Raw genomic sequence first — 25111 nt, 5'->3', positions numbered from 1 at the left:
GCTTATCCAGGCTGATCGGAAAGGCGCCCCTAGTGGGCGCTTTTTTATTGTCCACGGTTTACCTCGGCAGCGCCCAGGCTGGCTGCCCGTCGCCCCCCAGCGTGGCGCTGAGCAAGGTCGCACGGGTGATAGACGGCGATACCCTGCGCTTGGCCGATGGCCGCAGCGTGCGGCTGATCGGCCTTAATGCGCCGGAATTGGCTGATAAGGGCCGCCCGAGTGAGCCCTACGCCGAGGCGGCCCGGCGTCGCTTGCACGCCTTGGTCGATGAAGCTGGCGGCCAAGTGGCGATCCTTCCTGGCGCACAGCCTCGTGACCGTTACGGGCGCGCCCTGGCAAACGTTTATAGCCCCGATGGGCGCAACCTCGAGGCGCGGCTGCTCGAAGAAGGCCTCGGCTATCAGGTAGTGGTCCCACCCAATGACGCGCTGCGCCTATGCCACGGTGCCGCCGAACTGACTGCGCGGCGGGCCGGGCTTGGCGTATGGCGACGGTTCAGCCCGCGCCCTTCGACGGCGATCGACCGCAGCGGCTTTGCGATAGTGGAAGGCAGGGTGCTGAAGGTCGAGCGCAACGGTGGCGGCTTATGGCTCGAACTCGAAGGCGGCTTAGCCCTGCAGGTGGCGCAGCGCGACAGCGAGCGCTTCGACCTGGCCCTGCTACAAGGGCTACCGGGCCAGGTAGTCGAGGCGCGGGGCTGGATAACGGACCGCGGCCGTCGGTCGGCGCGCCGTTCCGCCCGGGCTCGCTGGGTACTTCGGCTGACGCATCCGGCGATGCTCGTGACGGTGCCATCTGAGCCCAAAGTCGTAGGCTCAAAGCCTTGACAGCGGTGACTGGGTAGTCTTGTCGCGACTTTCCTTTGTGCGTATCCTCGGCGCTCCGAAAAGTTCAACAGTCAAGCGGAACGCCATCATGTCAGATTTGAAAACTGCCGCTCTCGAATACCATGCCCATCCCCGCCCGGGGAAATTGAGCGTCGAACTCACCAAGGCGACCGCTACCGCTCGCGACCTGTCGCTGGCCTACAGCCCGGGTGTTGCAGAGCCTGTGCGCGAGATCGCCCGTGACGCCGAACTCGCCTACAAATACACGGGCAAGGGCAACCTGGTAGCAGTGATCTCTGACGGCACCGCCATCCTCGGCCTGGGTAATCTCGGCCCCTTGGCTTCCAAGCCAGTGATGGAAGGCAAGGGCGTTCTGTTCAAGCGCTTCGCTGGCGTGGACGTATTCGACATCGAAGTCGACGCTGAAAGCCCGCAGGCCTTCATCGATACCGTCAAGCGTATCTCCATCACCTTCGGCGGCATCAACCTGGAAGACATCAAGGCACCTGAGTGCTTCGAGATCGAGCGGGCGCTGATCGAGCAGTGCGATATCCCGGTATTCCATGACGACCAGCACGGCACCGCCATCGTGACCGCCGCGGGCATGCTCAATGCGCTGGAAATCGCCGGCAAGCAGCTGGATGCGGCCAAGATCGTATGCCTCGGCGCGGGCGCGGCAGCTATTTCCTGCATGAAGCTGCTGATCAGCATGGGCGCGAAGGTCGAGAACATCTTCATGATCGACCGCGTCGGCGTGATCCACGCTGGCCGTGACGACCTCAACCAGTACAAGGCTGTGTTCGCCCACGAGACCGACAAGCGCACCTTGGCTGATGCCCTGGACGGTGCCGATGTGTTCGTTGGTTTGTCTGGCCCTAACTTGCTGAGCCCTGAAGGCTTGAAGAGCATGGCGGCCAACCCGATCGTGTTCGCCTGCTCCAACCCGGACCCGGAGATTTCCCCGGAGCTGGCTCACGCGACCCGCGACGACGTGATCATGGCCACCGGCCGTTCGGATTACCCCAACCAAGTGAACAACGTGCTGGGCTTCCCATTCATCTTCCGCGGTGCCTTGGACGTTCGCGCCAAGCGCATCAACGAAGACATGAAAATCGCCGCGGCCTATGCCCTGCGCGACCTGGCCAAGCTGCCGGTACCCCAGGAAGTGTGCAAGGCCTATAACGTCGAAAGCCTGAGCTTCGGCCGCGAATACATCATTCCAAAGCCGCTGGATGTACGCCTGATCGACGTGGTCTGCGACGCTGTCGCCAAAGCGGCCATCAAGTCCGGCGTGGCAACCCTGCCATACCCGTCCAACTATCCGCTCAAGAGCGTGGACGACGTGTTCAAGGGTTGATTAGCCTGCAATAAAAAACCGGCCTGATGGCCGGTTTTTTATTGCCTCGTCGATGCTGTCGGCGGCTATGAGAGCGGCCATGGCCCGGAACGGAGTGCTCCTGATCGCCGGATGGTCGGCCCTGGGCACGCCGTGCTGCTACGGGTCAGCCAGGCATGCCCGGGAGCCGGTCAGAACAGGTCCATCGGCGCTGCCTCGTCAGCCGGCAGTGGGCTGCCCGGGGCACTGCCGTTGCCCAATTCGTTGATCGAGGGCGGTGTGTCTTCGCTCTTGAACAGCTCGAAATAGGCGTTGGGCGTAGCAGGGGTAGCGGCGCGGCCGGTCACCGGGTCTACGCGCAAGCTGACGATACCCTCAGGCTCGGCCTGGGTATGCGCTGGCTTGCCTTTGAGCGCCGCGCCCATGTAGTCCATCCAGATCGGCAGCGCAACGGTACCGCCGAATTCCTTGTGGCCAAGCGTTTCGGGCTGGTCGAAACCTGTCCATACCGTGGTCATGTAGTCCGCGTTGTAGCCGGAGAACCAAGCGTCTTTGGAGTCGTTCGTGGTACCCGTCTTGCCGGCGATATCCGGGCGATTCAGCGCCAGGGCCCGCCGGCCGGTGCCTTTCTTGATCACGTCCTCGAGCATGCTGGTCAGGATGAAGGTGGTGCGGCCATCGATGATCCGTGGAGCGAAGGCCGGCGCCGAAGCGGCCGGAGCGGCACTGCCAGCTTGCACGTCGTTGCCATTGGCCGCAGGCGCCGGCTGGGCAGGCGGCTCGGCGGCTTCCTGTTCTTCGGTCGGTACCGCGGGCGGCGCCGCGGTGAAGAGCACGTCGCCGCTGCGGCTTTCGATTTTCTGGATCAGATAGGGCGTTACCTTGAAGCCGCCGTTGGCGAAGGCGCTCCAGCCCGTGGCGATTTCCATCGGCGTGAGGGTGGCGGTGCCCAGCGCCAGCGAAAGGTTGCGCGGCAGGTCCTGGCGGTTGAAGCCAAAGCGGGTGATGTAGTCGATGGTGTGATCGACGCCCAGGCTTTGCAGCACACGGATGGAAACCAGGTTGCGCGACTTGTACAGCGCTTCGCGCAGGCGGATCGGGCCAAGGAAGGTATTGGTGTCGTTTTTCGGTCGCCAGACCTTATCGAGGAATTCGTCCACGAACACGATGGGGGCGTCGTTGACCAGGCTCGCCGGGGTGTAGCCGTTGTCCAGCGCGGCACTGTAAATGAACGGCTTGAAGCTCGATCCCGGTTGCCGCTTGGCCTGCATGGCGCGGTTGTAATTGCTCTGTTCGAAAGCGAAGCCGCCAACCAGCGCCTTGATCGCGCCGTCGTGAGGGTCCAGCGAAACCAAAGCGCTCTGGGCAGTGGGCACTTGGCTGAATTTCAAGCTGCCGTCGGGCTGGCGTTGAACCCGCACCAGGTCTCCGATCTGCGCCACGTCGCCCGGCTGGCTCGGCGCGCGGCCCTGACTATTGGTATTGAGGAACGGCCGGGCCCATTTCATGCTGTCCCAAGACACCTGCTCTTGCTTGTCTTCACGGGTCAGTACAGTGATGCCGGCCTTGTCCACCCGGGTAACGATTGCCGGGTCCAGGGTATTCAGGGTGCGTTGGCGAGCCAGCTCGGCGAGCCAGGCTTCATGAGTCTTGCCAGGCAGGCGCGATTCCGGCCCACGGTAGCCGTGGCGCTGGTCGTAGGTGACAAGCCCATCAAGCACCGCCTTGTTGGCGTGCTCCTGGAGGTCTGCCGGAACCGTGGTGGTGACCCTGAAGCCCTCGGTATACGCGTCGCTGCCGTAACGGCCAACCATTTCCGCGCGGGCCATTTCAGCGATGTAAGGGGCGTTCAGCTCCGGGGTGGGCACGTGATAGCTGGCGTTGATCGGCTCGGCCAGGGCGGTCTGGTAGCTGGCGTCGTCGATCTTGCCCAGCTTGTACATGCGCCCGAGAATCCAGTCGCGGCGCTCCTTGGCCCGCGCGGGGTTGGCCAGGGGGTTGAAGCGCGAAGGCGCCTTGGGTAGGCCGGCGATCATCGCCATTTGCGCCAGGCTGCAATCACGGATGGATTTGCCGTAGTACACCTGCGCCGCGGCTTCGATGCCGTAGGCGCGGTTACCCAGGTAAATCTTGTTCACATACAGCTCGAGGATTTCATCCTTGCTCAGCTGCCGTTCAATCTGCAACGCCAGCAGGATCTCGTTTGTTTTGCGCGAGAAACTGCGCTCGCTGCTGAGGAAATAGTTCTTCGCCACCTGCATGGTGATGGTGCTACCGCCTGTCTGGATATGCCCGCTGCGCAGCAGTTGGCTGGCGGCACGCACCAGGCTGGATGGGTCCACGCCGTAGTGGTTTTCGAAGTTGTCATCCTCGGCCGAGAGCAGTGCCTGGATGAAGTGGGGTGGGATATCGGAAAACTTGATCGGCGACCGGCGCATCTCGCCGAATTCTGCTATCAATTTGCCGTCGCTGCTGTATACCCGTAAAGGAATTTGCAACTGAACGCTTTTGAGGGCCTCCACGGAGGGCAGGCCAGGGCTAAGATACAGATACGCGCCGCTCAGGCCGAGCAGAAGCCCGCACACCACAGCGAGGATGGACCAGCAGAAAAACTTGAGCAGGCGGATCAAGGCTTTCGGATTTCCAGTAAGAATAAGGGCTTAGCCGCAGGGGCGGGCCAAGGCAAAAAAACGCTCGGCATTATAAGCAATTTGGGGGAGAGCGTCATTTGCGCTTCTGTCAAGACTGCTATTAAATGCCTTGTACCATAAACGGTCCGTAAGTCTCGGATAGTGCTAGGGAATCGGTAGTGCTAGGACTCTTCAGCAAGAAAGCGAACTCGCTTCTGGGGATCGACATCAGCTCCACATCAGTCAAGCTGCTGGAGCTGAGCCGGGCAGGCGACCGTTTCAAGGTCGAGTCGTACGCCGTCGAGCCGTTGCCGGCCAATGCCGTGGTAGAAAAGAACATCGCCGAGCTCGAAGGGGTCGGCAACGCCTTGCTTCGCGTGGTCGCCAAGGCCCGTACCAGCACCCGCGGCGTAGCGCTCGCCGTCTCGGGTTCGGCGGTCATCACCAAGTCCATAGAAATGGACGCCGGGATGACCGACGATGAAATGGAAAACCAGCTCAAGCTCGAAGCAGACCAATACATTCCTTACCCGCTTGAAGAAGTCGCGATCGACTTCGAAGTCCAGGGGCCGTCCGCGCGTAATCCTGAACGCGTGGAGGTGCTGCTGGCCGCTTGCCGCAAGGAAAACGTCGAAGTGCGCGAGGCCGCGTTGGCAGTCGCCGGTCTCAATGCGCGGGTGGTTGACGTAGAGGCCTACGCCCTGGAGCGGGCTTTCGGTTTGCTTGCCCCGCAATTGCGCAACGGCGACCAACTGCTGACCGTAGCGGTGGTCGATGTTGGCGCGACCATGACGACGCTCAGCGTGATCCACGGCGGGCGGATCATCTATACCCGCGAGCAGTTGTTCGGCGGCCGCCAGCTGACCGAGGAAATCCAGCGCCGCTACGGCCTGAGCGTCGAGGAGGCGGGCCTGGCCAAGAAACAGGGCGGGCTTCCGGACGACTACGTTGCCGAGGTGCTGCAACCGTTCCGCGAGGCGGTGGTGCAGCAAGTGTCGCGTTCGTTACAGTTCTTTTTTGCCGCCGGGCAGTTCAATCAGGTTGACTATATCGTGCTCGCTGGCGGTACGGCCTCGCTCGCGGGCCTGGATCAATTGATCCAGCAACGCATCGGCACGCCTACGTTGGTCGCCAATCCCTTCGCGGACATGGCCCTTAACAGCAAGGTAAACGCCGGCGCGCTGGCCAGTGATGCCCCGGCGCTGATGATCGCCTGCGGGTTGGCGCTCAGGAGCTTCGACTGATGGCACGCATCAACCTGCTGCCTTGGCGCGACCAGCAGCGCGAGGAACGGAAAAAACACTTTTTGCTGCTGCTGGCAGTGGTAGTGCTGTTTTGCGGCGGGATCATCTTTCTGGCGGATCAGTACATCAAGGGCCAGATCGACCGCCAAGCAGCGCGCAACAACTATTTGCAAACCCAGAACGCCAACCTCGATCAGCGTATCAAGGCCATCAGCGAGCTGAAAACCAGGCGCAAGCAATTGCTCGCCAGGATGCGGATCATCCAAGACCTGCAAGGCAACCGGCCGATCATCGGGCGGGTGTTCGATCAGCTGGCGCGCACCCTGCCCGATGGCGTGTACTTCACTGAGGTGAAGATGGCCGGCAAGCAAATCGACATCACCGGCGCGGCAGAGTCCAACAATCGGGTATCAGACCTGATGCGTAACCTCGATGCTTCACCCTGGCTCGAGGCGCCTGCCCTTACCGAGGTCAAGGCCAAGACCGACGCCGATACCGACCAGACCAACCTGTTCCAGTTGTCCGTAAGGCAGACCGCGCCGACGGTGGAGGAGGATGACAAATGAACATGGCAGGATGGCTGGATAGCCTACAAAAGGTTGAGCTAAGCGAACTCGACATCAATAACGTGGGCTCATGGCCCGCGGCGGTCAAAGGCGTTGCCGCCGTTCTGCTTGCGCTGTTGCTGTTGGGGCTGGGCTATTATTTTCACCTCCAAGACCTGGAGGCTGACCTTAATACCAACATCGCCCAGGAGCAGGTCCTGCGCGAGCAATATTCCAACAACGCTTTTCAAGCGGCGAACCTCGAAGCCTACACCGTGCAAATGAAAGAAATGGAAACTTCGTTTGGCGCCATGCTGCGCCAATTGCCGAGCGACACGGAGGTTCCTGGCCTGCTGGAAGACATTACCCGGACAGGGCTTGGTGCCGGCCTTGAATTCGAAGAGATCAAACTGCTGCCGGAGACCGCCCAGCAGTTCTACATCGAGTTGCCCATTCAAATCACCGTAACTGGCAATTACCACGACCTGGCAAGCTTCGTCAGCGGCGTGGCCAGCTTGCCGCGGATCGTTACGCTGCATGATTTCGACGTTAAACCGGTCAGCGAGGGAAGCACCTCGCAATTACGCATGCAGATCCTCGCCAAAACCTATCGTTACAACGACAAGGGGCTGACGCAATGAGGGGCTGGGTCAACGCAGGCATGCTGCTGGTGTTGCTGGCGCTCTCCGGCTGCGGCAGTTCCGATGACTTTTCCGATATCGACGCTTTTCTCAAGCAGGTGAACGAGGCGCCCAAGGGTACTATCGAGCCCATTCCACGCTTCCAGACCTACCAGGCTTTCACTTACCAGGCGACCGACATGCGTAGCCCGTTCCAGCCGCCGATCCGGGTAGAGCAGGCGAAGCGGGAAAAGGGATCGCGGGACGTGCATCCCGATCCGAACCGGGTGAAGCAGTTCCTCGAAGGATTCGGTATCGGGGATTTCGAAATGGTCGGCATCCTGGCCAACGCTACGGGCAGGTACGCCTTGCTCAAGGGCGGTGGGGGGGTCCACCGGGTCAAGGTAGGCGACTATATTGGCCAGAACGACGGCAAGATAGTTGCCATCAGCGACACAGAAGTCGATGTCGTGGAACTCGTTCCAGACGGCGAAGGCGGGTGGCTGGAACGGCCACGCACCATTTTGCTCAAGGAACCCTCCTGACGGGTCGGTCAAGCATGCTCAGTGGAACCAAACAATGAACAGGATTCTCTCCGCCCTCGGTGTCGCGCTGGTCGCGTTGCTGGCGTCCCCGGCCCTGCTGGCCGCCACGTTAAAGACGCTCGATGTCGCGGCGCTTCCGGGTGACCGCATCGAACTGAAGCTGTCGTTCGACAGCCCAGTGACAGCGCCTCGGGGCTACACCACCGAGGATCCGGCCCGTATCGCGCTGGACTTCCCGGGTGTGGTCGCCCAAGTCGCTACTCGCAGCCGGGACCTAGGCGTGGGCAATGCGCGTAGCCTCGTGCTGATCGAGGCTAAGGACCGTACCCGGCTGATCGTCAACCTTACGACCCTGGTTTCCTATAGCACCCGGGTCGAAGGCAACAACGTATTCGTACTCATCGGTCAGGGCGCCAGCGCCGTCCAGGCCTCGGGCCCCACGCCGCCCGCCGCGCCCGGCAATGCTGCCGGCTCACCCACGCGGGCCCCGGCGCCGGTCGCTCCCCGCCCTGTGATGGCCGCTCCGGTGGGCAAAGCCATCCGCAGCGTGGATTTCCAGCGCGGGCCGCTGGGTGAAGGAAACGTGGTAATCGAATTGAGCGATCCCACTATCAGCCCTGACATCAAGGAGCAGGGCGGCAAGATCATAGTCAGCTTCGCCAAGACGGCTCTGCCGGACCCGCTGCGCCTGCGCCTGGACGTAAAAGACTTCGCCACGCCGGTTCAGTTCGTCAATTCTACCGTCGCGGGTGATAGCGCCACGGTGACCATCGAGCCTTCTGGGGCCTTCGACTATTCGGCCTACCAGGCAGATAACAAGCTGACCCTGAGCGTACGGCCGTTGACCAACGAAGACCTGCAGCGGCGCAACGCTGACCGCAATGTTTACACCGGGGACAAGCTCTCGCTCAACTTCCAGGACATTGACGTGCGCTCGGTACTGCAGCTGATCGCTGACTTCACCAACCTCAACCTGGTGGCCAGCGATACGGTTCAAGGCGGCATTACCCTGCGCCTGCAGAATGTTCCCTGGGACCAGGCCCTGGACCTGGTGCTCAAGACCAAGGGCCTGGACAAACGCAAGGTGGGCAACGTGCTGCTGGTGGCCCCGGCCGATGAAATCGCTGCCCGCGAGCGCCAGGAACTCGAATCGCAGAAGCAATTGCAGGAGCTGGCCCCGCTGCGGCGTGACTTGATCCAGGTGAACTACGCCAAGGCAACGGATATCGCCAAGCTGTTCCAGTCCGTGACCGGTTCCAAGGACAATGCCGATGCTCGTGGCTCGATCACCGTGGACGACCGCACCAACAGCATCATTGCCTATCAAACCCAGGACAGCCTCGATGAACTGCGGCGGATCGTTGCTCAACTGGACATCCCAGTGCGCCAGGTGATGATCGAAGCGCGGATCGTCGAAGCGAACGTGGGCTACGACAAGGCCTTGGGCGTTCGCTGGGGCGGTACGTCTACCCGGGGCAAGGGCACCGTTTACGGCCTGGACGACAACGGCGACGAGGCGGGCAACACGGGCGACGACATTGGCAAGAACGTGCCATTCGTCGATCTGGGCGCCGCCGACGCTACCTCCGGCATCGGCCTGGGCTTCGTTACCAACAATACCCTGATCGACCTTGAGCTCAGCGCCATGGAAAAAACCGGCAACGGCGAGGTGGTATCGCAACCCAAGGTCGTCACTTCGGACAAAGAAACGGCGAAAATCCTCAAGGGCACGGAAATTCCTTACCAGGAGTCCAGTTCCAGCGGCGCAACCACGGTGTCCTTCAAAGAAGCATCGTTGTCGCTGGAGGTTACTCCGCAGATCACGCCGGATAACCGCATCATCATGGAAGTGAAGGTCACCAAGGACGAACCCGACTACCTCAATGAGGTGCTGGGTGTTCCGCCGATCCAGAAGAACGAGGTCAACGCCAAGGTTTTGGTCAACGATGGCGAAACCATCGTGATCGGTGGGGTGTTCTCCAACACGCAGACCAAAACGACGGACAAGGTGCCATTTCTTGGCGATGTGCCGTATGTTGGGCGCCTATTCCGCCGGGACGTGGTCTCGGAAGCCAAATCCGAGCTGTTGGTGTTCTTGACTCCGCGTATCATGAACAACCAGGCGATTGCTGTGAGTCATTGATTCTGTGCGAAATCTGATACTCGTTGGGCCGATGGGCGCGGGGAAAAGCACCATCGGCCGTTTGTTAGCCAAAGAGTTACGTCTGCCCTTCCGGGACTCCGACAAGGAAATTGAGACACGCTGCGGCGCGAACATCCCATGGATTTTCGACCGCGAAGGCGAGGCGGGCTTCCGCGACCGTGAGCATGCCATGCTGGCTGAGCTGTGCGCCTATGATGGCGTGGTGCTGGCCACCGGTGGCGGTGCGGTCTTGCGCGATACCAACCGGCAGGTCCTGCGTGCCGGCGGCCGGGTAGTGTATCTACACGCGTCGGTGGAACAGCAGGTGGGGCGCACAGCTCGCGACCGCAACCGGCCCCTCTTGCGGACCGGCAACCCCGAGGCCACCCTTCGCGCACTGTTGCAGGTTCGTGATCCTCTCTATCGGGAGATCGCCGACCTGGTGGTGGAAACGGACGAGCGGCCGCCCCGGATGGTAGTACTCGACATTCTCGACCGCCTGCGTCACCTGACTCCTCGGTGAAGCCCGCGGCAAACATGACCAACGGCCACCGCGCCCGGACTTGCGAAACGATGCAAACACTCAAGGTCGAACTGGCCGAACGCAGCTACCCCATTCACATTGGCGAGAACCTGCTCGGCGATCCGGAGCTTCTGCAGCCCTACCTGGCGGGCCGGCAGGTGGCGGTGGTCACCAACGAGACGGTGGCGCCACTTTACCTTGCGCAGCTCAGCAAGGCGCTCGAAGGGCGGTCAGTGCTGCCGGTGGTGCTGCCCGATGGCGAGGCCTACAAGAACTGGGAGACCCTGCAGCGGATTTTCGATGCCCTGCTGGGGGCGCGTCATGACCGTCGCACTACGGTGGTCGCCCTGGGTGGCGGCGTGGTCGGCGACATGGCGGGCTTCGCTGCCGCCTGCTATCAGCGGGGGGTCGACTTCATCCAGGTGCCGACCACGCTGTTGTCCCAGGTGGATTCCTCCGTGGGGGGTAAGACCGGGATCAACCATCCGCTGGGCAAGAACATGGTCGGTGCTTTCTACCAGCCCAAGGCGGTGTTGATCGACACGGCTACCCTGCGTTCGCTGCCGCGGCGGGAGCTGTCCGCGGGGATGGCGGAGGTGATCAAGTACGGGCTGATTTGCGACGAGCCCTTCCTGACTTGGCTGGAGCAGAACATCGACGCGTTGATGAGCGTAGATCAGGTCGCGCTGACCGAAGCCATTCGCCGTTCCTGCGCGGCCAAGGCCGTGGTGGTGAATGCCGACGAACGTGAGTCCGGCGTGCGCGCCACGCTCAACCTGGGGCACACCTTTGGCCACGCCATCGAAACCCAGATGGGTTATGGTGTGTGGCTGCACGGCGAGGCAGTGGCGGCAGGCACGGCCATGGCATTGGAAATGTCCATGCGCCTGGGCTGGATCGACCGGGCCGCGCGCGATCGCGGGATCGGCTTGTTGCTGCGTGCTGGGCTGCCCGTTGTGCCGCCGGCTGAAATGAGCGCGGATGACTTCCTTCGCCATATGGCCGTCGACAAGAAAGTGGTCGATGGCCGCATGCGCCTGGTGCTTCTGCGCCGTTTGGGCGAAGCGGTCGTGACCGACGATTATGCACCCGAGATACTCCAGGCCACGCTGAAGGCGGATTACCGCGCTATCGTGGATCAGCTTCGAGGTTAACGAGAGTTCGATGACAAGTTTGCATGCCGATGAGGCCTTCCTCGGCCACTACCAACTGGAACACGACCCCTTCGCCGCTCGCGTGCCGGGGTTCAAGTTTTTCCCCGCGCAGCGCAAGCCGGTGCTCGGCCAACTGCACCACCTTGCGCGCTACAGCCAGCTGATGCTGGTGGTCACCGGGCCTCTTGGTAGCGGGAAAACCCTGTTGCGTCAGGCCCTGGTCGCTAGCACCAACAAGCAGTCGGTGATGAGCGTGGTGGTATCGGCGCGGGGCGCTGGCGAAGCCGCTGGCATGCTTGGTCAGGTCGCCCTGGGCGTGGGAGCCAGCGAAGCCTCCGTCGGCAACATCCTGGCGCGGGTGGTTCAGCTGGGGCTGACCGGCCAGGAAGTCTACCTGTTGGTGGACGACGCGGAACAACTCGACGAATCGGCGCTCGAAGCCCTGCTGGAACTGGCCGGAGGGGCGCCCGAAGGGCGGCCGCACGTGTTCCTGTTCGGCGAGCCGTCGCTGATAGCGACCCTCGAGCAGCTCGAATGCGGGCCAGAGCGTTATCACATTATCGAGTTGCAGCCGTACACACTCGAGGAAACCCGCGAATACCTGGCCCAGCGCCTGGAAGGTGCCGGCAAGGGTATCGCGTTGTTCAGCAACGAGCAGATCGCGGACATTCATGAGTCTTCCGCTGGCTGGCCCGGGCCGATCAACCAGGTCGCGCGGGACTCGATGATCGAGGCGATGATCGCCAGTCGCTCCGCGGGTAAGCGCCCTTCCATAGGATTTAAAATGCCGAATAAATACGTACTGGCCCTTTCCGCCGTGGTGGTTGTAGTCGTCGCCGCCGCGGGCTTGCTTTCGGGCCACAGGCCGCCGAGCCCTGCAAGCGAACAGGCGCAGCTGCCACTGGGGCAGGGGCAGCCGGGCAGTGCTCAGCCTAACCAGGACGGTAACCCTTCCATTGAATTCGCCGGCAACTCCAAGCCGCTGCCGCTCAACGGCCAGCCCGTGATGCGTGAGCCGCTGGCCTCGGCAGCAGGCTCCGAGGACGATGACGGCGCACCTTCGGTGGCCGACAACAGTGGTGCCGGCCAGCCGCCAATGGTCACCACCACCGCGCCGCCTGTGGGCGCGCCTGCGGGCCCTGCCGTTACCCCGGTGCCTGTTCCTGCTAACGCCGCGCCTCAGCCAGCCGCGCCGGTAGCTGCCAGCAAGCCCACCCCGGCGCCCGCCAAGCCAGCACCGGCGCCAGCCCAAGGCCAGCAGTTGGCGATGGCCAAGCCTGCTCCAGTCAAGCCCACGGAAAAGCCAGCCGATAAGGCCACTGCCAAGGCTGCCGGCTCCGGTTGGTACACCGCCCAGTCGCCTGGTAACTATGTGGTGCAGATCTTTGGCACCAGCTCGGAGAGTGCGGCGCAGTCCTACGTCAATGAGCAGGGTGGCGAGTATCGGTACTTCAAGAAAACCCTTCAGGGCAAACCCCTGTTCGTGGTGACTTACGGCAGCTTCGCCAACCGCGCAGCCGCGGTTGCCGCGATCAAGAACTTGCCAGCGAAGGTCCAGGCTGGTAAACCATGGCCTAGAACTGTCGCCAGCGTCCAACAAGAGCTGGCCTCAGCCCACTGAGGGCCCGGTGGCGCCATCCTCGCCACCTCCTGACGTTCCCCGAGTCGATTGCACAAAAGCCCGCGGCGCACCACGCTGCGGGCTTTTGTGTCCCTCCAAAGTGCCCGCAGGCCACGAGCCCCTGTCGCGAGGCCGATAATCATTGACTCAAGCAGCCCGGCTACTCCATAAAGGCTGCTAATTGCTTTCAAATTGGCGACAAGTAAATACATTAAATCGTCATCAAATTTGTGGCACACAGCACCGCTGTGTACAATGACTGCCCTTTTGCCCCCGCAAAGCTGGCGTTCGTTCGGCGTGGATGGTAAGTGGTTGAATTAAAGAGCATTTGCCTCCAAGAGAGGCAGCCTGGTGAGAAAGTGTCTATGAAAACAGGTCTGTACCATCCCGAGGAATTCAAGGACAACTGCGGCTTTGGCCTCATTGCCCATATGACGGGCGAGCCCAGCCACAACCTGTTGCAGACGGCCATCGAGGCCTTGACCTGCATGACCCACCGCGGCGGCATCAATGCCGACGGCAAGACTGGTGACGGCTGCGGCCTGCTGATGCAAAAGCCCGACCTGTTCCTGCGAGCGATCGCCAAGGAGCATTTTGGCGCTGAGCTGCCCCGCCAATATGCCGTGGGCATGGTGTTCCTGAACCAGGATGACGCCCGTGCCGAGGCGGCTCGGGAAAACATGAACCGCGAGATCATCGCGGCTGGCCTGCAGCTGATCGGCTGGCGGCAAGTACCGATCAACACCAGCGTGCTCGGCCGCCTGGCTTTGGAGCGGTTGCCGAAGATCGAGCAAGTGTTCGTCGGTGGCGAAGGCTTGAGCGACCAAGAGTTCGCGATCAAGCTGTTCAGCGCCCGGCGGCGCTCCTCGGTTGCCAATGCCGAGGACACCGACCACTACATCTGCAGCTTTTCGCAGAAGACCATCATCTATAAAGGCTTGATGATGCCCGCCGACCTGGCGGCCTTCTTCCCGGACCTTGGCGATGAACGCCTGCAAACGGCCATTTGCGTGTTCCACCAGCGGTTCTCGACCAACACCCTGCCAAAGTGGCCGTTGGCCCAACCGTTCCGTTTCCTGGCCCACAACGGGGAAATCAACACCATCACCGGCAACCGTAACTGGGCGCAGGCACGCCGCGCCAAGTTCGCCAACGAGTTGATCCCGGACCTTGAAGAGCTCGGCCCGCTGGTCAACCGGGTAGGTTCGGACTCCTCCAGCATGGACAACATGCTCGAGCTGATGGTCACCGGTGGCATCGACTTGTTCCGCGGCGTGCGCATGCTGATCCCGCCGGCGTGGCAGAACGTCGAAACCATGGACCCAGACCTGCGCGCCTTCTACGAATACAACTCCATGCACATGGAGCCGTGGGACGGGCCAGCGGGCGTGGTGATGACCGAAGGCCGTCACGCGGTGTGCCTGCTTGACCGCAACGGCCTGCGGCCTGCGCGTTGGGTCACCACGCGCAATGGTTACATTACCCTGGCGTCGGAAATCGGCGTGTGGAACTACAAACCCGAGGACGTCATCGCCAAGGGCCGCGTGGGGCCGGGGCAGATCTTCGCCGTGGACACCCAGACCGGGCAGATCCTCGACACCAATGCCCTGGACGATCGCCTCAAGTCGCGGCATCCGTACAAGCAGTGGTTGCGCAAGCATGCACTGCGCATCCAGGCGAAGATGGACGACCACGACCACGGCTCGGACTTCTACGATCCCGATCGCCTGAAGCAGTACATGAAGATGTATCAGGTGACCTTCGAGGAGCGTGACCAAGTGCTGCGCCCGCTGGGCGAGCAGGGCTATGAAGCCGTGGGCTCGATGGGCGACGACACGCCGATGGCGGTGCTGTCTCAGCGGGTGCGCACCCCCTACGATTATTTCCGCCAGCAGTTCGCGCAGGTCACCAACCCGCCGATCGACCCGCTGCGGGAAGCGATCGTGATGTCGCTAGAAATCTGCCTGGGCGCCGAGCGCAATATCTTCCAGGAATCCCCGGAACACGCTTCCCGGGTGATTCTCAGCTCCCCGGTGATTTCGCCGGCCAAGTGGCGAGCGCTGATGAACCTCGAGCGCCCAGGCTTCGAGCGCCAGCTGATCGACCTCAACTACGATGAAAGCCTTGGTCTCGAGGCCGCCATTCGCAACATCGCCGACCAGGCCGAGGAAGCGGTACGGGGCGGCAAGACCCAGATCGTACTTAGCGACCGTGCCATTGCCCCGGGCAAGCTGCCAGCGCACGCCGCACTCGCGACCGGCGCCGTTCACCACCGGCTGGTGGAAAAGGGCCTTCGCTGCGACAGCAACATCCTGGTAGAGACCGCTACCGCGCGCGATCCGCATCACTTCGCCGTGCTGATCGGCTTCGGCGCCTCAGCCGTTTACCCCTTCCTGGCCTACGAAGTGCTGGGCGATCTGATCCGCACGGGCGAAGTGCTGGGCGACCTCTACGAGGTGTTCAAGAATTACCGCAAGGGCATCACCAAGGGGTTGCTCAAGATCCTCTCGAAGATGGGCATCTCTACCGTCGCCTCTTACCGTGGCGCGCAGCTGTTCGAAGCCATTGGCTTGGCCGACGAGGTCACCGGGCTGTGCTTCCGTGGCGTTGCCAGCCGCATCAAGGGCGCGCGGTTCAGCCACCTGGAAGCCGAGCAGAAGGCACTGGCCCTGGAGGCCTGGAGCCCGCGCAAACCGATCCAGCAGGGTGGCCTGTTGAAATTTGTGTATGGCGGCGAATACCACGCCTACAACCCAGACGTGGTCAACTCGTTGCAGGCCGCTGTACAGCTAGGCGACTACGCCCGGTTCAAGGAGTACACCGCGATCGTGGACAACCGCCCGGTGTCCATGCTGCGTGACCTGCTCAAGGTGCGTGAAACCGCGCAACCGCTGGCGCTGGCAGAAGTGGAGCCGCTAGAGGCGATCCTCAAGCGCTTCGACTCGGCCGGTATTTCCCTCGGTGCGCTCTCTCCGGAAGCTCACGAAGCGCTTGCCGAGGCAATGAACCGCCTGGGCGCGCGCTCCAACTCCGGCGAGGGCGGCGAAGACCCGGCCCGCTACGGGACCATCCGCAGCTCCAAGATCAAACAGGTAGCGACCGGCCGCTTCGGCGTGACACCCGAGTACCTGGTGAACGCCGAGGTGTTGCAGATCAAGGTCGCCCAGGGGGCCAAGCCAGGTGAAGGCGGCCAACTGCCTGGCGGCAAGGTCAACGGGCTGATCGCCAAGCTGCGTTATGCGGTGCCGGGCGTTACCTTGATCTCGCCGCCGCCGCACCATGACATCTATTCGATCGAAGACTTGTCGCAGCTGATTTTCGACCTCAAGCAGGTCAACCCGGCCGCGCTGGTATCGGTCAAGCTGGTGTCCGAAGCCGGCGTTGGCACCATTGCCGCCGGCGTGGCCAAGGCCTACGCAGACCTGATCACTATCTCGGGCTACGACGGCGGCACTGGCGCCTCGCCACTGACCTCCATCAAGTACGCCGGCAGCCCGTGGGAATTGGGCCTGGCGGAAACGCACCAGACCCTGCGTGGCAACGACCTGCGCGGCAAGGTACGCGTGCAGACCGACGGCGGCTTGAAAACCGGCCTGGACGTGATCAAGGCCGCGATCCTCGGCGCCGAAAGCTTCGGTTTCGGCACCGCGCCAATGATTGCCCTGGGCTGCAAGTACCTGCGCATCTGCCACCTGAACAACTGCGCCACAGGCGTGGCCACTCAGAACGAAAAGCTGCGCAAGGACCACTACATCGGCACCGTGGACATGGTGGTGAACTTCTTCACCTTCGTGGCCGAAGAAACCCGCGAGTGGCTGGCGCGCCTGGGCGTTCGCAGCCTCGGTGAGCTGATCGGGCGCACCGACCTGCTCGACGTGATCGCCGGGGACACTGCCAAGCAGGCGCACCTGGACCTCACGCCGCTGCTGGGCAGCGACCATGTGCCAGCCGACAAGCCGCAGTTCTGCGAGGCCGAGCGCAACCCGCCGTTCGACAAAGGATTGCTGGCCGAGAAGATGGTCGAGCTGGCCCTCGGCGCGATCGAGACCCGCAGCGGTGGTGAATACGCCATGGACCTGTGCAACTGCGACCGCTCCATCGGCGCCCGGGTGTCTGGCGAGATCGCCAAGCGCTACGGCAACCAAGGCATGGCTGATGCCCCCGTGACCTTCCGCTTCATCGGAACCGCCGGGCAGAGCTTCGGCGTGTGGAACGCCGGCGGCCTGAACATGTACCTCGAAGGCGACGCCAACGACTACGTGGGCAAGGGCATGACCGGCGGCAAGCTGGTCATCGTGCCGCCCAAGGGCAGCCCGTTCAAAACCCAGGACAGCGCCATCATTGGCAACACCTGCCTATATGGCGCCACTGGCGGCAAGCTGTTTGCCACCGGCACCGCCGGCGAGCGTTTCGCTGTGCGTAACTCCGGCGCGCATACCGTGGTGGAAGGCACCGGTGACCATTGCTGCGAATACATGACCGGCGGGTTCGTCTGCGTATTGGGCAAAACCGGCTACAACTTCGGCTCCGGGATGACCGGCGGCTTCGCCTATGTGCTGGACCAGGACAACACCTTCGTTGACCGGGTCAACCATGAGCTGGTGGAGATCCAACGGATTAGCGGCGAGGCGATGGAAGCCTACCGCAGCCATCTGGAAGGGGTGCTGGCCGAGTATGTAACCGAAACCGACAGCGAATGGGGGCGTAACCTCTGGGAGAACCTGGACGATTACCTGCGCCGCTTCTGGTTGGTCAAGCCCAAGGCCGCCAGCCTCAAGTCGCTGCTGTCCAGCACCATTGCCAACCCACAGTAAGAGCCCTAGCGGGCAAGCTTCAAGCCATAAGCTTCGAGCTGCCCGCGGTAACCAGAATTTTGCTTGCAGCTTGAAGCTGTCGCTTGAAGCTGCGCCGTGAGGCGACCCGAAATGTCTGACCGCTTGAGTAACGACTTCCAGTTCATCGATGTCGGCCGCAAGGATCCGAAGAAAAAACAGCTGCGCCAGCGCAAGAAAGCTTTCGTGGAAATCTACGAACCGCTGAAGCCGCAGCAGGCCGGCGAGCAGGCCCACCGCTGCCTGGGCTGCGGCAACCCGTACTGTGAATGGAAGTGCCCTGTGCACAACTTCATTCCCAACTGGCTCAAGCTGGTGTCGGAAGGCAACATCCTCGCCGCTGCCGAGCTGTCTCATCAAACCAACACCTTGCCGGAGGTATGCGGCCGCGTTTGCCCGCAAGACCGGCTCTGCGAAGGGGCATGCACCCTCAACGATGGCTTTGGCGCGGTGACCATCGGTTCGGTGGAGAAATACATCGCCGACACCGCCTTCGCCATGGGATGGCGCCCAGACATGTCCAAGGTCAAGCCCACCGGCAAGCGCGTGGCGATCATTGGTGCAGGCCCGGCGGGCCTTGGCTGTGCGGACGTGCTGGTGCGTGGCGGGGTGACACCGGTGGTGTTCGACCGCAACCCGGAAATCGGCGGGCTGCTCACGTTTGGCATCCCGGAGTTCAAGCTTGAAAAAACGGTGCTGAGCAACCGCCGAGAGATCTTCACCGGCATGGGCATCGAGTTCCGCCTCAACACCGAGGTGGGCACGGACATCACCATGGAGCAGTTGCTCGCCGAGTACGACGCAGTGTTCATGGGCATGGGTACCTATACCTACATGAAAGGCGGCTTCCCCGGTGAAGACCTGCCCGGCGTGCACGATGCGCTGGACTTCTTGATCGCCAACGTCAACCGCAACCTGGGCTTCGAAAAGGCCCCGGAAGACTTCGTCGACATGAAGGGCAAGCGCGTGGTTGTGCTCGGTGGCGGGGACACCGCCATGGACTGCAATCGCACGTCTATTCGCCAAGGCGCGCATACGGTGACCTGCGCCTATCGCCGCGACGAGGCGAACATGCCGGGCTCGCGCCGCGAGGTTAAAAACGCCAAGGAGGAAGGGGTGAAGTTCCTCTATAACCGCCAACCCATCGCCATCGTCGGCGAGGACCGGGTCGAGGGTGTCAAGGTGGTGGAAACGCGCCTCGGCGAACCCGATGCCCGTGGCCGGCGTAGCCCCGAGCCGATTCCGGGCTCCGAGGAGATCCTGCCCGCCGATGCGGTGGTGATCGCGTTCGGTTTCCGCCCCAGCCCGGCGGCCTGGTTCGAGCAGCACCAGATTCAGCTGGACAGCCAGGGCCGGGTGGTCGCACCGGCGGAGGGTGGGCAGTTCCGTCATCAGACCAGCAACCCGAAGATCTTCGCCGGCGGCGACATGGTGCGCGGTTCGGACCTAGTAGTGACGGCCATCTTCGAAGGTCGCACTGCCGCCGAAGGGATCATGGACTACCTGCAGCTGTAACCGCGGGAGCGCTCAATCGAGGCGATAGATGAAAGGCACGGCGCAACGCCGTGCCTTTTGCCGTGGTGTCTGAGAAAATGCCCGCACTTTTTCCGCGGATGCCCCCATGACTGCCCTGAAGAACGACCGTTTCCTGCGCGCCCTGCTCAAGCAACCGGTAGACGTTACGCCGGTATGGATGATGCGTCAGGCCGGGCGCTACCTGCCTGAGTACCGCGCCAGCCGGGCCAAGGCCGGCGATTTCATGAGCCTGTGCATGAACCCTGCGTTCGCCTGTGAGGTGACCCTGCAACCGCTGGAGCGTTACCCGCTCGATGCCGCCATCCTCTTCTCGGACATCCTCACCATCCCCGATGCCATGGGCCAGGGCCTGTATTTCGAAACCGGCGAGGGCCCGCGTTTTCGCAAGGTGATCAGCACGGTCGCCGACATCGAGGCGCTGCCGATCCCGGACCCGCATCAAGACCTGGGTTACGTGATGGATGCCGTCAGCACCATCCGCCGCGAGCTGAACGGCCGCGTTCCGCTGATCGGCTTCTCCGGCAGCCCTTGGACGCTCGCGACCTACATGGTCGAAGGGGGTTCTTCAAAGGATTTTCGCAAGATCAAAGCCATGCTCTATGACCAGCCCGAGGCCATGCACTTGCTGCTGGGCAAGCTCGCTCAAGCGGTCACCGCCTACCTTAACGGGCAGATCCAGGCTGGCGCCCAGGCAGTGCAGATCTTCGATACCTGGGGGGGCAACTTGTCTTCGGCTGCCTACCAAACCTTCTCGCTGGCCTATATGAAGCAGATCGTCAGTGGGCTGATCCGTGAGCACGACGGGCGCAAAGTGCCCGTGATTCTCTTCACCAAGAATGGCGGCCAGTGGCTGGAGTCGATTGCCGAGGCCGGGGCGGATGCGCTGGGCCTGGACTGGACCTGCGACATCGGCGAGGCACGCCGGCGCGTGGGCGCCAAGGTAGCGCTGCAAGGCAACATGGACCCCGCCGTGTTGTATGCCAAGCCGGAGGCGATCCGTGCAGAAGTCGCTCGCATCCTGGCGAGCTATGGCCAAGGCAGCGGCCACGTGTTCAACCTTGGCCATGGCATCACCCCTGAGGTGGACCCCGCCCACGCCGGCGCCTTTATCGAAGCGGTACACGAACTGTCGGCCGGATATCACACCCCGGCTTAAGTTTGGCTTCAGCCATGGGCGTTACGCTGGTTGCACTCAAGTAGCCAACCGGAGACGCCCATGAAAGCTGCAATTACCGCCGCCTGCCTCGCCTCGCTGATGTCTGTCAGCGCCTTCGCCGCCTACACCGGGCCGAATTCCGGCCAAACGAAGGGCACGGCCCCCCAACAGGTTGAAACGGTAAAAGCTGCCTTGGAGGCCGCTGACGATACGCCAGTGATCCTCGAAGGGCAGATCACCAGGCAGGTCGGGGAAGATGACTACGAGTTCCGTGACGCCACCGGGGAAGTGAAGGTCGAGATCGACCATGACAAGTGGCCGGCGGGTGTGACCGTGAGTGAGACGCAGAAGGTGCGGCTGGTCGGCGAAGTGGACCGGGACGCCAAGGGTGTGGAAGTCGATGTGGATCGCATTCAGCTGGTGAAATGATTCCTGTGGGAGCAGGCCTTGGCGCCTGAATGAGACCTTCGGGAGCCCTTTTTGCCGGCTCCCGGTGTTTCTGTTCTATACCGGCTTCTTATTCCCCGGCAGCACTGGTAATCGCGCCAGCTTCACCGCGACGGCGAGGGCGGCTACCAGCAGGCTGCCGATAAACAGGCCAATGCCATTCCAGCCGCCGTAATGCCAGGCGATGCCGCCTAGCGTGCCGGCGAGGCTGGAGCCCAGGTAGTAACTGAACAGGTAGAGCGAAGATGCCTGGCCCTTGGCATGAATGGCGCGACGGCCGATCCAGCTGCTGGCCACGGAATGCGCCCCGAAAAAGCCAAAGGTGAACACCAACATGCCGCAGAGGATTGTCCCCAGCGCAGGCAGCAGCGTCAGCAGCAAGCCCAGCAGCATGACGGCGATAGCTACCCAGAAAACCTTGCGTCGGCCGTATTTGTCAGCGAGCGCACCGACCTGCGCTGAGCTGTAGATGCCCGCCAGGTACACCACCGATAGCAGCCCCACCAAGGCCTGGCTCAGGGCATAAGGCGCGGCGAGCAGCCGATAGCCGATGTAGTTGAACAAGGTGACGAAGCCGCCCATCAACAGAAAGGCCTCCAGAAACAGCCAGGGCAAGCCGGCATCCCGAAAGTGCACCATAAAGCCGTCGAGCAAACTGCGCGGGTTGAGCGTCCGGCTGCGGAAATTACGCGACGGTGGCAGCACCTTCACGAACACCACTGCCGCCGCCAACGCGAGGGCACCGATCACCAGCGTTGCGGTGTGCCAGCTGACGTAGTCGATCAGTACGCCCAGAATCAAACGGCCAGACATCCCGCCGATGGCGTTGCCACCGATGTACAGGCCCATTGCCAGGCCAATGTGCTCTGGGTGGATTTCTTCGCTCAGGTAGGTCATCGCCACGGCCGCCACGCCGCTCAATGACAAGCCAAGCAAGGCACGCATCAGTAGGATCGCCGGCCAGCTTGGCATCAGCGCGCTGGCCAGGGTGCAGAGGGCGGCGCCGAACAGCGCGGTGACCATGACGGGTTTGCGCCCGAACCGGTCGGAAATCGGCCCAGTGATCAGCAGCCCCACCGCGAGCATGGCGGTAGACACCGACAGCACCAAGCTGCTTTGCGCCGCATTGATGGAAAACTCCCTAGAAAGGATCGGCATCATCGGCTGCACGCAATACAGCAAGGCAAAGGTCGCAAAACCGCCGCAAAACAATGCCAGGACGGTGCGCAGGAACAGCGGCGTGCCTTTTTCGATCCAGCGCTCGGTGCCGGGCTCACTTGGTAATGCAGGTTCTGCCCGTGAGGGTTCGGCCATCATGGTCTTCAAGGGAAGCCTCGGCGAAGAAGGGGAACGAAAAAATCATATAGCTAGCAAAACATGACTTCCAATATATTGTTCGACCCGTTTGATATGCATTGAGTATGGTTATGGAGCTCCGTCACCTTCGTTATTTTATTGCCGTAGCTGAAAGCCTCCACTTCGGCCGGGCGGCGCAGGCCCTGGGCATCAGCCAGCCGCCGCTGAGCCAGCAGATACAAGCCTTGGAGCAGGAGCTGGGCGCCCGCTTGTTCGACCGCACCAACCGCCGGGTAATGTTGAGCGAAGCGGGCCGGTTGTTTCTCGATGAAGCGCGGCAGGTGCTGGCCCAGGTCGATAAGGCCGCAGACGTGGCGCGGCGTGCACAGCTGGGCGAGTTGGGTGAATTGAAAGTCGGCTTTACCTCCTCCGCACCGTTCAATTCCAGCATTTCCACGGCGATCCATGCTTTTCGCCGTGCGTTTCCGGCGGTGCACCTGCATTTGCGCGAAATGAGCAGCCAGGAGGTGGCCGACGCGCTCGTGGACAAGCGTTTGGATGTTGGCCTCATGCGGCCCTTGCCGCTCGCTGAAACATTGCACCCCGTCGAGCTATTCAAGGAACCGTTGGTGGCAGTGATCAACGCTAGCCACCCCCTGGCCACGGCGCCCGGGGAGGGCCTGCCGATGGCGGCACTGGCGCAAGAGCCTTTTGTGTTTTTCCCTCGCAGCTATGGCAGCGGGCTGTATGCCCAGCTGTTGGGGCTAGCGCGCGAAGCGGGGTTCAGCCCGCACTTTGCGCAGGAAGCCACCGAGACCATGACCATTATTGGCCTGGTCTCGGCTGGGCTCGGCGTGTCGGTGCTACCGGCCTCGTTCCGCGCTATCCGTATCGGCGGCGTGGTGTATCGGCCCCTGCTCGATGCCGCGGCGCAGTCGGCGGTATGGCTGGTTCGCCGCAAGGAGCCCGGCTCGGCCATGGCTGAGGCCTTCACTCAGTTATTGCTCGGGCACCGCTGAAGGCGAAGGTAGCGTTTGCCACGCAGACCCTGTACATATCTAACGCAGGGCTCAGGCGCAAAAAGTGAGGCGGGAATGCGACGTGTGGTGTTCAACCAGAAGGGCGGGGTGGGCAAGTCCAGCATCGCCTGCAACTTGGCTGCGGTCAGCGCCAGCGCCGGCTACCGGACGCTACTGGTCGACCTCGATGCCCAGGCTAACGCCACGCAGTACTTGACCGGCCTGGCGGCGGACGACGTGCCGGCCGGTATCGCAGCCTTCTTTCGCAATACCCTCGCATCGAGCGGGTTCGGCAAGAAGCACGCGGTCGATATCTATGAGACCGCGTTCGATAACCTGCATGTGATCACTGCCACGGCCGAGCTGGCAGACCTGCAACCCAAACTCGAGGCCAAGCACAAGATCAACAAGCTGCGTAAATTGCTCGACACCTTGGATGGCGAGTATGAGCGGATCTACTTGGATACGCCGCCGGCGCTGAACTTCTATGCGGTTTCGGCATTGATCGCTGCCGACCGGGTGCTGATTCCTTTCGATTGCGACAGCTTCTCACGTCAGGCGCTCTATGGGCTGATAGCTGAGATTGGCGAGCTGCGTGACGACCACAACGAAGCCCTAAGCATCGAGGGTATCGTGGTTAACCAATTTCAGCCCCGGGCGAGCCTGCCGCAGAAAATGCTCGACAGCCTGCTTGCCGAAGGCTTGCCGGTTCTGCCGGTTTACCTTGGCGCTTCAATACGAATGCGCGAGTCCCACGAAGCCAACATGCCGCTGATTCACTTCGACCCGCGCCATAAACTGACCCAGCAATTCGTGGAACTGCACGATTTGCTGGAAGGCCACTGATACGGAGCATCGGCATGCGAACCCTTGGAATCATCGGCGGGATGAGCTGGGAGTCCACCGCCACTTATTACCGCCTGCTCAACGAAGGCGCCCGCGAGCGGCTCGGTGGCCTGCACTCTGCGCCGCTGCTGTTACATTCGGTGAATTTTGCCCAAGTCGCGGCCATGCAGAAGGCCGGCGAGTGGGAAGCCGCTGGGGCACTGTTGGCCGAGGTGGCACAAGGCCTGGAGCGGGCCGGGGCTGGTGCGTTGTTGCTGGCAACCAACACCATGCATAAGGTAGCAGCTAGCATCCAAAGCGCGGTTCGCATTCCCTTGCTGCACATCGGCGATGCCGTCGGTGGGCAACTCCAGGCACGGGGCGTGACGAAGGCGGCCCTGCTCGGTACCCGCTTTACCATGCGCGAACCCTTCTATCGGGAGCGTTTGGCAGAACGTTTTGGGGTGCAGGTCTTGCTGCCCGACGACGGCGAAATGGACGAGATCGACCGGATCATTTTCGCCGAGCTGTGCCGCGGAGAAATCCGGCCGGAATCCAGGGCTTTCTATCTGGGGTGCCTGGCGAAGCTACAAGGCGCCGGCGCTGAGGCGGCGATCCTGGGCTGCACCGAGATTGGCCTGCTGGTGACCGCCGATGCTACCTCGTTGCCGTTGGTGGACAGCACTGAGGCGCACGTGCAAGCGGGGCTGGAATGGTTGCTCGGGCACGGCATTGCGTGAGTTTCGCGGGGTGTGCCCGGGCCAGCACCGTTCAACTGTAAGGGCGGGCAAGGCCCGCTAACCGTCAAACGT

19 protein-coding genes are annotated in these 25111 nt (G+C 62.3%); 17 read left to right on the top strand and 2 right to left on the bottom strand.

The genetic code is table 11. The features are described 5' to 3' along the window. Nucleotides 1–32 precede the first annotated feature (32 nt). Nucleotides 33–827 (top strand): thermonuclease family protein, encoded by a 795-nt coding sequence (locus OGL93_RS06520; protein WP_263261632.1) that lies wholly within the window; start codon nucleotides 33–35, stop codon nucleotides 825–827. 88 nt (nucleotides 828–915) lie between these two features. Then, nucleotides 916–2184, top strand: a complete 1269-nt coding sequence (locus tag OGL93_RS06515) for a malic enzyme-like NAD(P)-binding protein (RefSeq protein ID WP_263261631.1) — start codon at nucleotides 916–918, stop codon at nucleotides 2182–2184. Nucleotides 2185–2354: 170 nt separating this feature from the next. Here the strand turns inward: OGL93_RS06515 and OGL93_RS06510 are convergent, their stop codons facing one another. Beyond that, nucleotides 2355–4793 (bottom strand): penicillin-binding protein 1A, encoded by a 2439-nt coding sequence (locus OGL93_RS06510; RefSeq protein ID WP_263261629.1) that lies wholly within the window; start codon nucleotides 4791–4793, stop codon nucleotides 2355–2357. Between the two features lie 179 nt (nucleotides 4794–4972). Between OGL93_RS06510 and OGL93_RS06505 the strand changes: the two genes are divergently transcribed. From OGL93_RS06505 to OGL93_RS06450, 12 genes are all read left to right on the top strand, one after another. Beyond that, nucleotides 4973–6037 (top strand): pilus assembly protein PilM, encoded by a 1065-nt coding sequence (locus OGL93_RS06505; RefSeq protein ID WP_263261627.1) that lies wholly within the window; start codon nucleotides 4973–4975, stop codon nucleotides 6035–6037. Beyond that, a complete protein-coding gene (locus OGL93_RS06500; RefSeq protein ID WP_263261626.1) occupies nucleotides 6037–6603 on the top strand; it encodes a PilN domain-containing protein in 567 nt (188 codons plus the stop codon). Before OGL93_RS06505 ends, OGL93_RS06500 begins: the two co-directional genes overlap by 1 nt. Next, nucleotides 6600–7223: a type 4a pilus biogenesis protein PilO gene (pilO, locus tag OGL93_RS06495; protein WP_263261625.1), complete on the top strand. Its 624-nt coding sequence runs from the start codon at nucleotides 6600–6602 to the stop codon at nucleotides 7221–7223. Before OGL93_RS06500 ends, pilO begins: the two co-directional genes overlap by 4 nt. Further along, nucleotides 7220–7747: a pilus assembly protein PilP gene (locus tag OGL93_RS06490; RefSeq protein ID WP_263261624.1), complete on the top strand. Its 528-nt coding sequence runs from the start codon at nucleotides 7220–7222 to the stop codon at nucleotides 7745–7747. Before pilO ends, OGL93_RS06490 begins: the two co-directional genes overlap by 4 nt. 34 nt (nucleotides 7748–7781) lie before the next feature. After that, nucleotides 7782–9890, top strand: a complete 2109-nt coding sequence (locus OGL93_RS06485; protein WP_263261623.1) for a type IV pilus secretin PilQ family protein — start codon at nucleotides 7782–7784, stop codon at nucleotides 9888–9890. Between the two features lie 4 nt (nucleotides 9891–9894). Then, entirely contained in the window at nucleotides 9895–10413 is a 519-nt protein-coding gene (gene aroK, locus OGL93_RS06480; RefSeq protein ID WP_263261622.1) for a shikimate kinase AroK, read from the top strand. 50 nt (nucleotides 10414–10463) lie between these two features. Then, the gene (gene aroB, locus OGL93_RS06475; RefSeq protein WP_263261620.1) at nucleotides 10464–11567 is read left to right on the top strand and encodes a 3-dehydroquinate synthase; all 1104 of its coding nucleotides are present in this window, start codon (nucleotides 10464–10466) and stop codon (nucleotides 11565–11567) included. A 10-nt stretch (nucleotides 11568–11577) separates the two neighbouring features. Further along, nucleotides 11578–13188, top strand: coding sequence for an AAA family ATPase (locus OGL93_RS06470; protein ID WP_263261619.1), 1611 nt, complete (start codon nucleotides 11578–11580; stop codon nucleotides 13186–13188). Between the two features lie 365 nt (nucleotides 13189–13553). Further along, a complete protein-coding gene (gene gltB / locus OGL93_RS06465) occupies nucleotides 13554–18002 on the top strand; it encodes a glutamate synthase large subunit (RefSeq protein ID WP_263261617.1) in 4449 nt (1482 codons plus the stop codon). Nucleotides 18003–18113: 111 nt separating this feature from the next. Then, nucleotides 18114–19535 carry an FAD-dependent oxidoreductase gene (locus tag OGL93_RS06460; protein WP_263261615.1) on the top strand — a complete coding sequence of 474 codons (1422 nt, stop codon included), beginning with the start codon at nucleotides 18114–18116 and terminating at the stop codon, nucleotides 19533–19535. A 106-nt stretch (nucleotides 19536–19641) separates the two neighbouring features. Then, entirely contained in the window at nucleotides 19642–20712 is a 1071-nt protein-coding gene (gene hemE / locus OGL93_RS06455; RefSeq protein ID WP_263261614.1) for a uroporphyrinogen decarboxylase, read from the top strand. Between the two features lie 60 nt (nucleotides 20713–20772). Next, entirely contained in the window at nucleotides 20773–21141 is a 369-nt protein-coding gene (locus tag OGL93_RS06450) for a NirD/YgiW/YdeI family stress tolerance protein (RefSeq protein ID WP_263261613.1), read from the top strand. 75 nt (nucleotides 21142–21216) lie between these two features. Here OGL93_RS06450 and OGL93_RS06445 read toward each other — a convergent pair whose 3' ends face one another. Beyond that, the gene (locus OGL93_RS06445; RefSeq protein ID WP_263261950.1) at nucleotides 21217–22476 is read right to left on the bottom strand and encodes an MFS transporter; all 1260 of its coding nucleotides are present in this window, start codon (nucleotides 22474–22476) and stop codon (nucleotides 21217–21219) included. 110 nt (nucleotides 22477–22586) lie between these two features. Here OGL93_RS06445 and OGL93_RS06440 point away from each other — a divergent pair, with 110 nt between their 5' ends. The 3 genes from OGL93_RS06440 to OGL93_RS06430 all read left to right on the top strand — a co-directional run bounded on the left by OGL93_RS06440 (nucleotide 22587) and on the right by OGL93_RS06430 (nucleotide 25039). Continuing rightward, complete coding sequence (locus tag OGL93_RS06440; protein ID WP_263261612.1) at nucleotides 22587–23474, top strand: LysR family transcriptional regulator; 888 nt, start codon at nucleotides 22587–22589, stop codon at nucleotides 23472–23474. Between the two features lie 75 nt (nucleotides 23475–23549). Further along, the gene (locus OGL93_RS06435; RefSeq protein ID WP_263261611.1) at nucleotides 23550–24320 is read left to right on the top strand and encodes a ParA family protein; all 771 of its coding nucleotides are present in this window, start codon (nucleotides 23550–23552) and stop codon (nucleotides 24318–24320) included. A gap of 14 nt (nucleotides 24321–24334) precedes the next feature. Continuing rightward, the gene (locus OGL93_RS06430) at nucleotides 24335–25039 is read left to right on the top strand and encodes an aspartate/glutamate racemase family protein (RefSeq protein WP_263261610.1); all 705 of its coding nucleotides are present in this window, start codon (nucleotides 24335–24337) and stop codon (nucleotides 25037–25039) included. Nucleotides 25040–25111: the final 72 nt, after the last annotated feature.

Origin of the sequence: Pseudomonas sp. RIT-PI-S (genome assembly GCF_025642975.1) — a bacterium.
GTDB lineage: Bacteria > Pseudomonadota > Gammaproteobacteria > Pseudomonadales > Pseudomonadaceae > Aquipseudomonas.
This window is presented reverse-complemented; position numbering and strand designations above follow the sequence as displayed.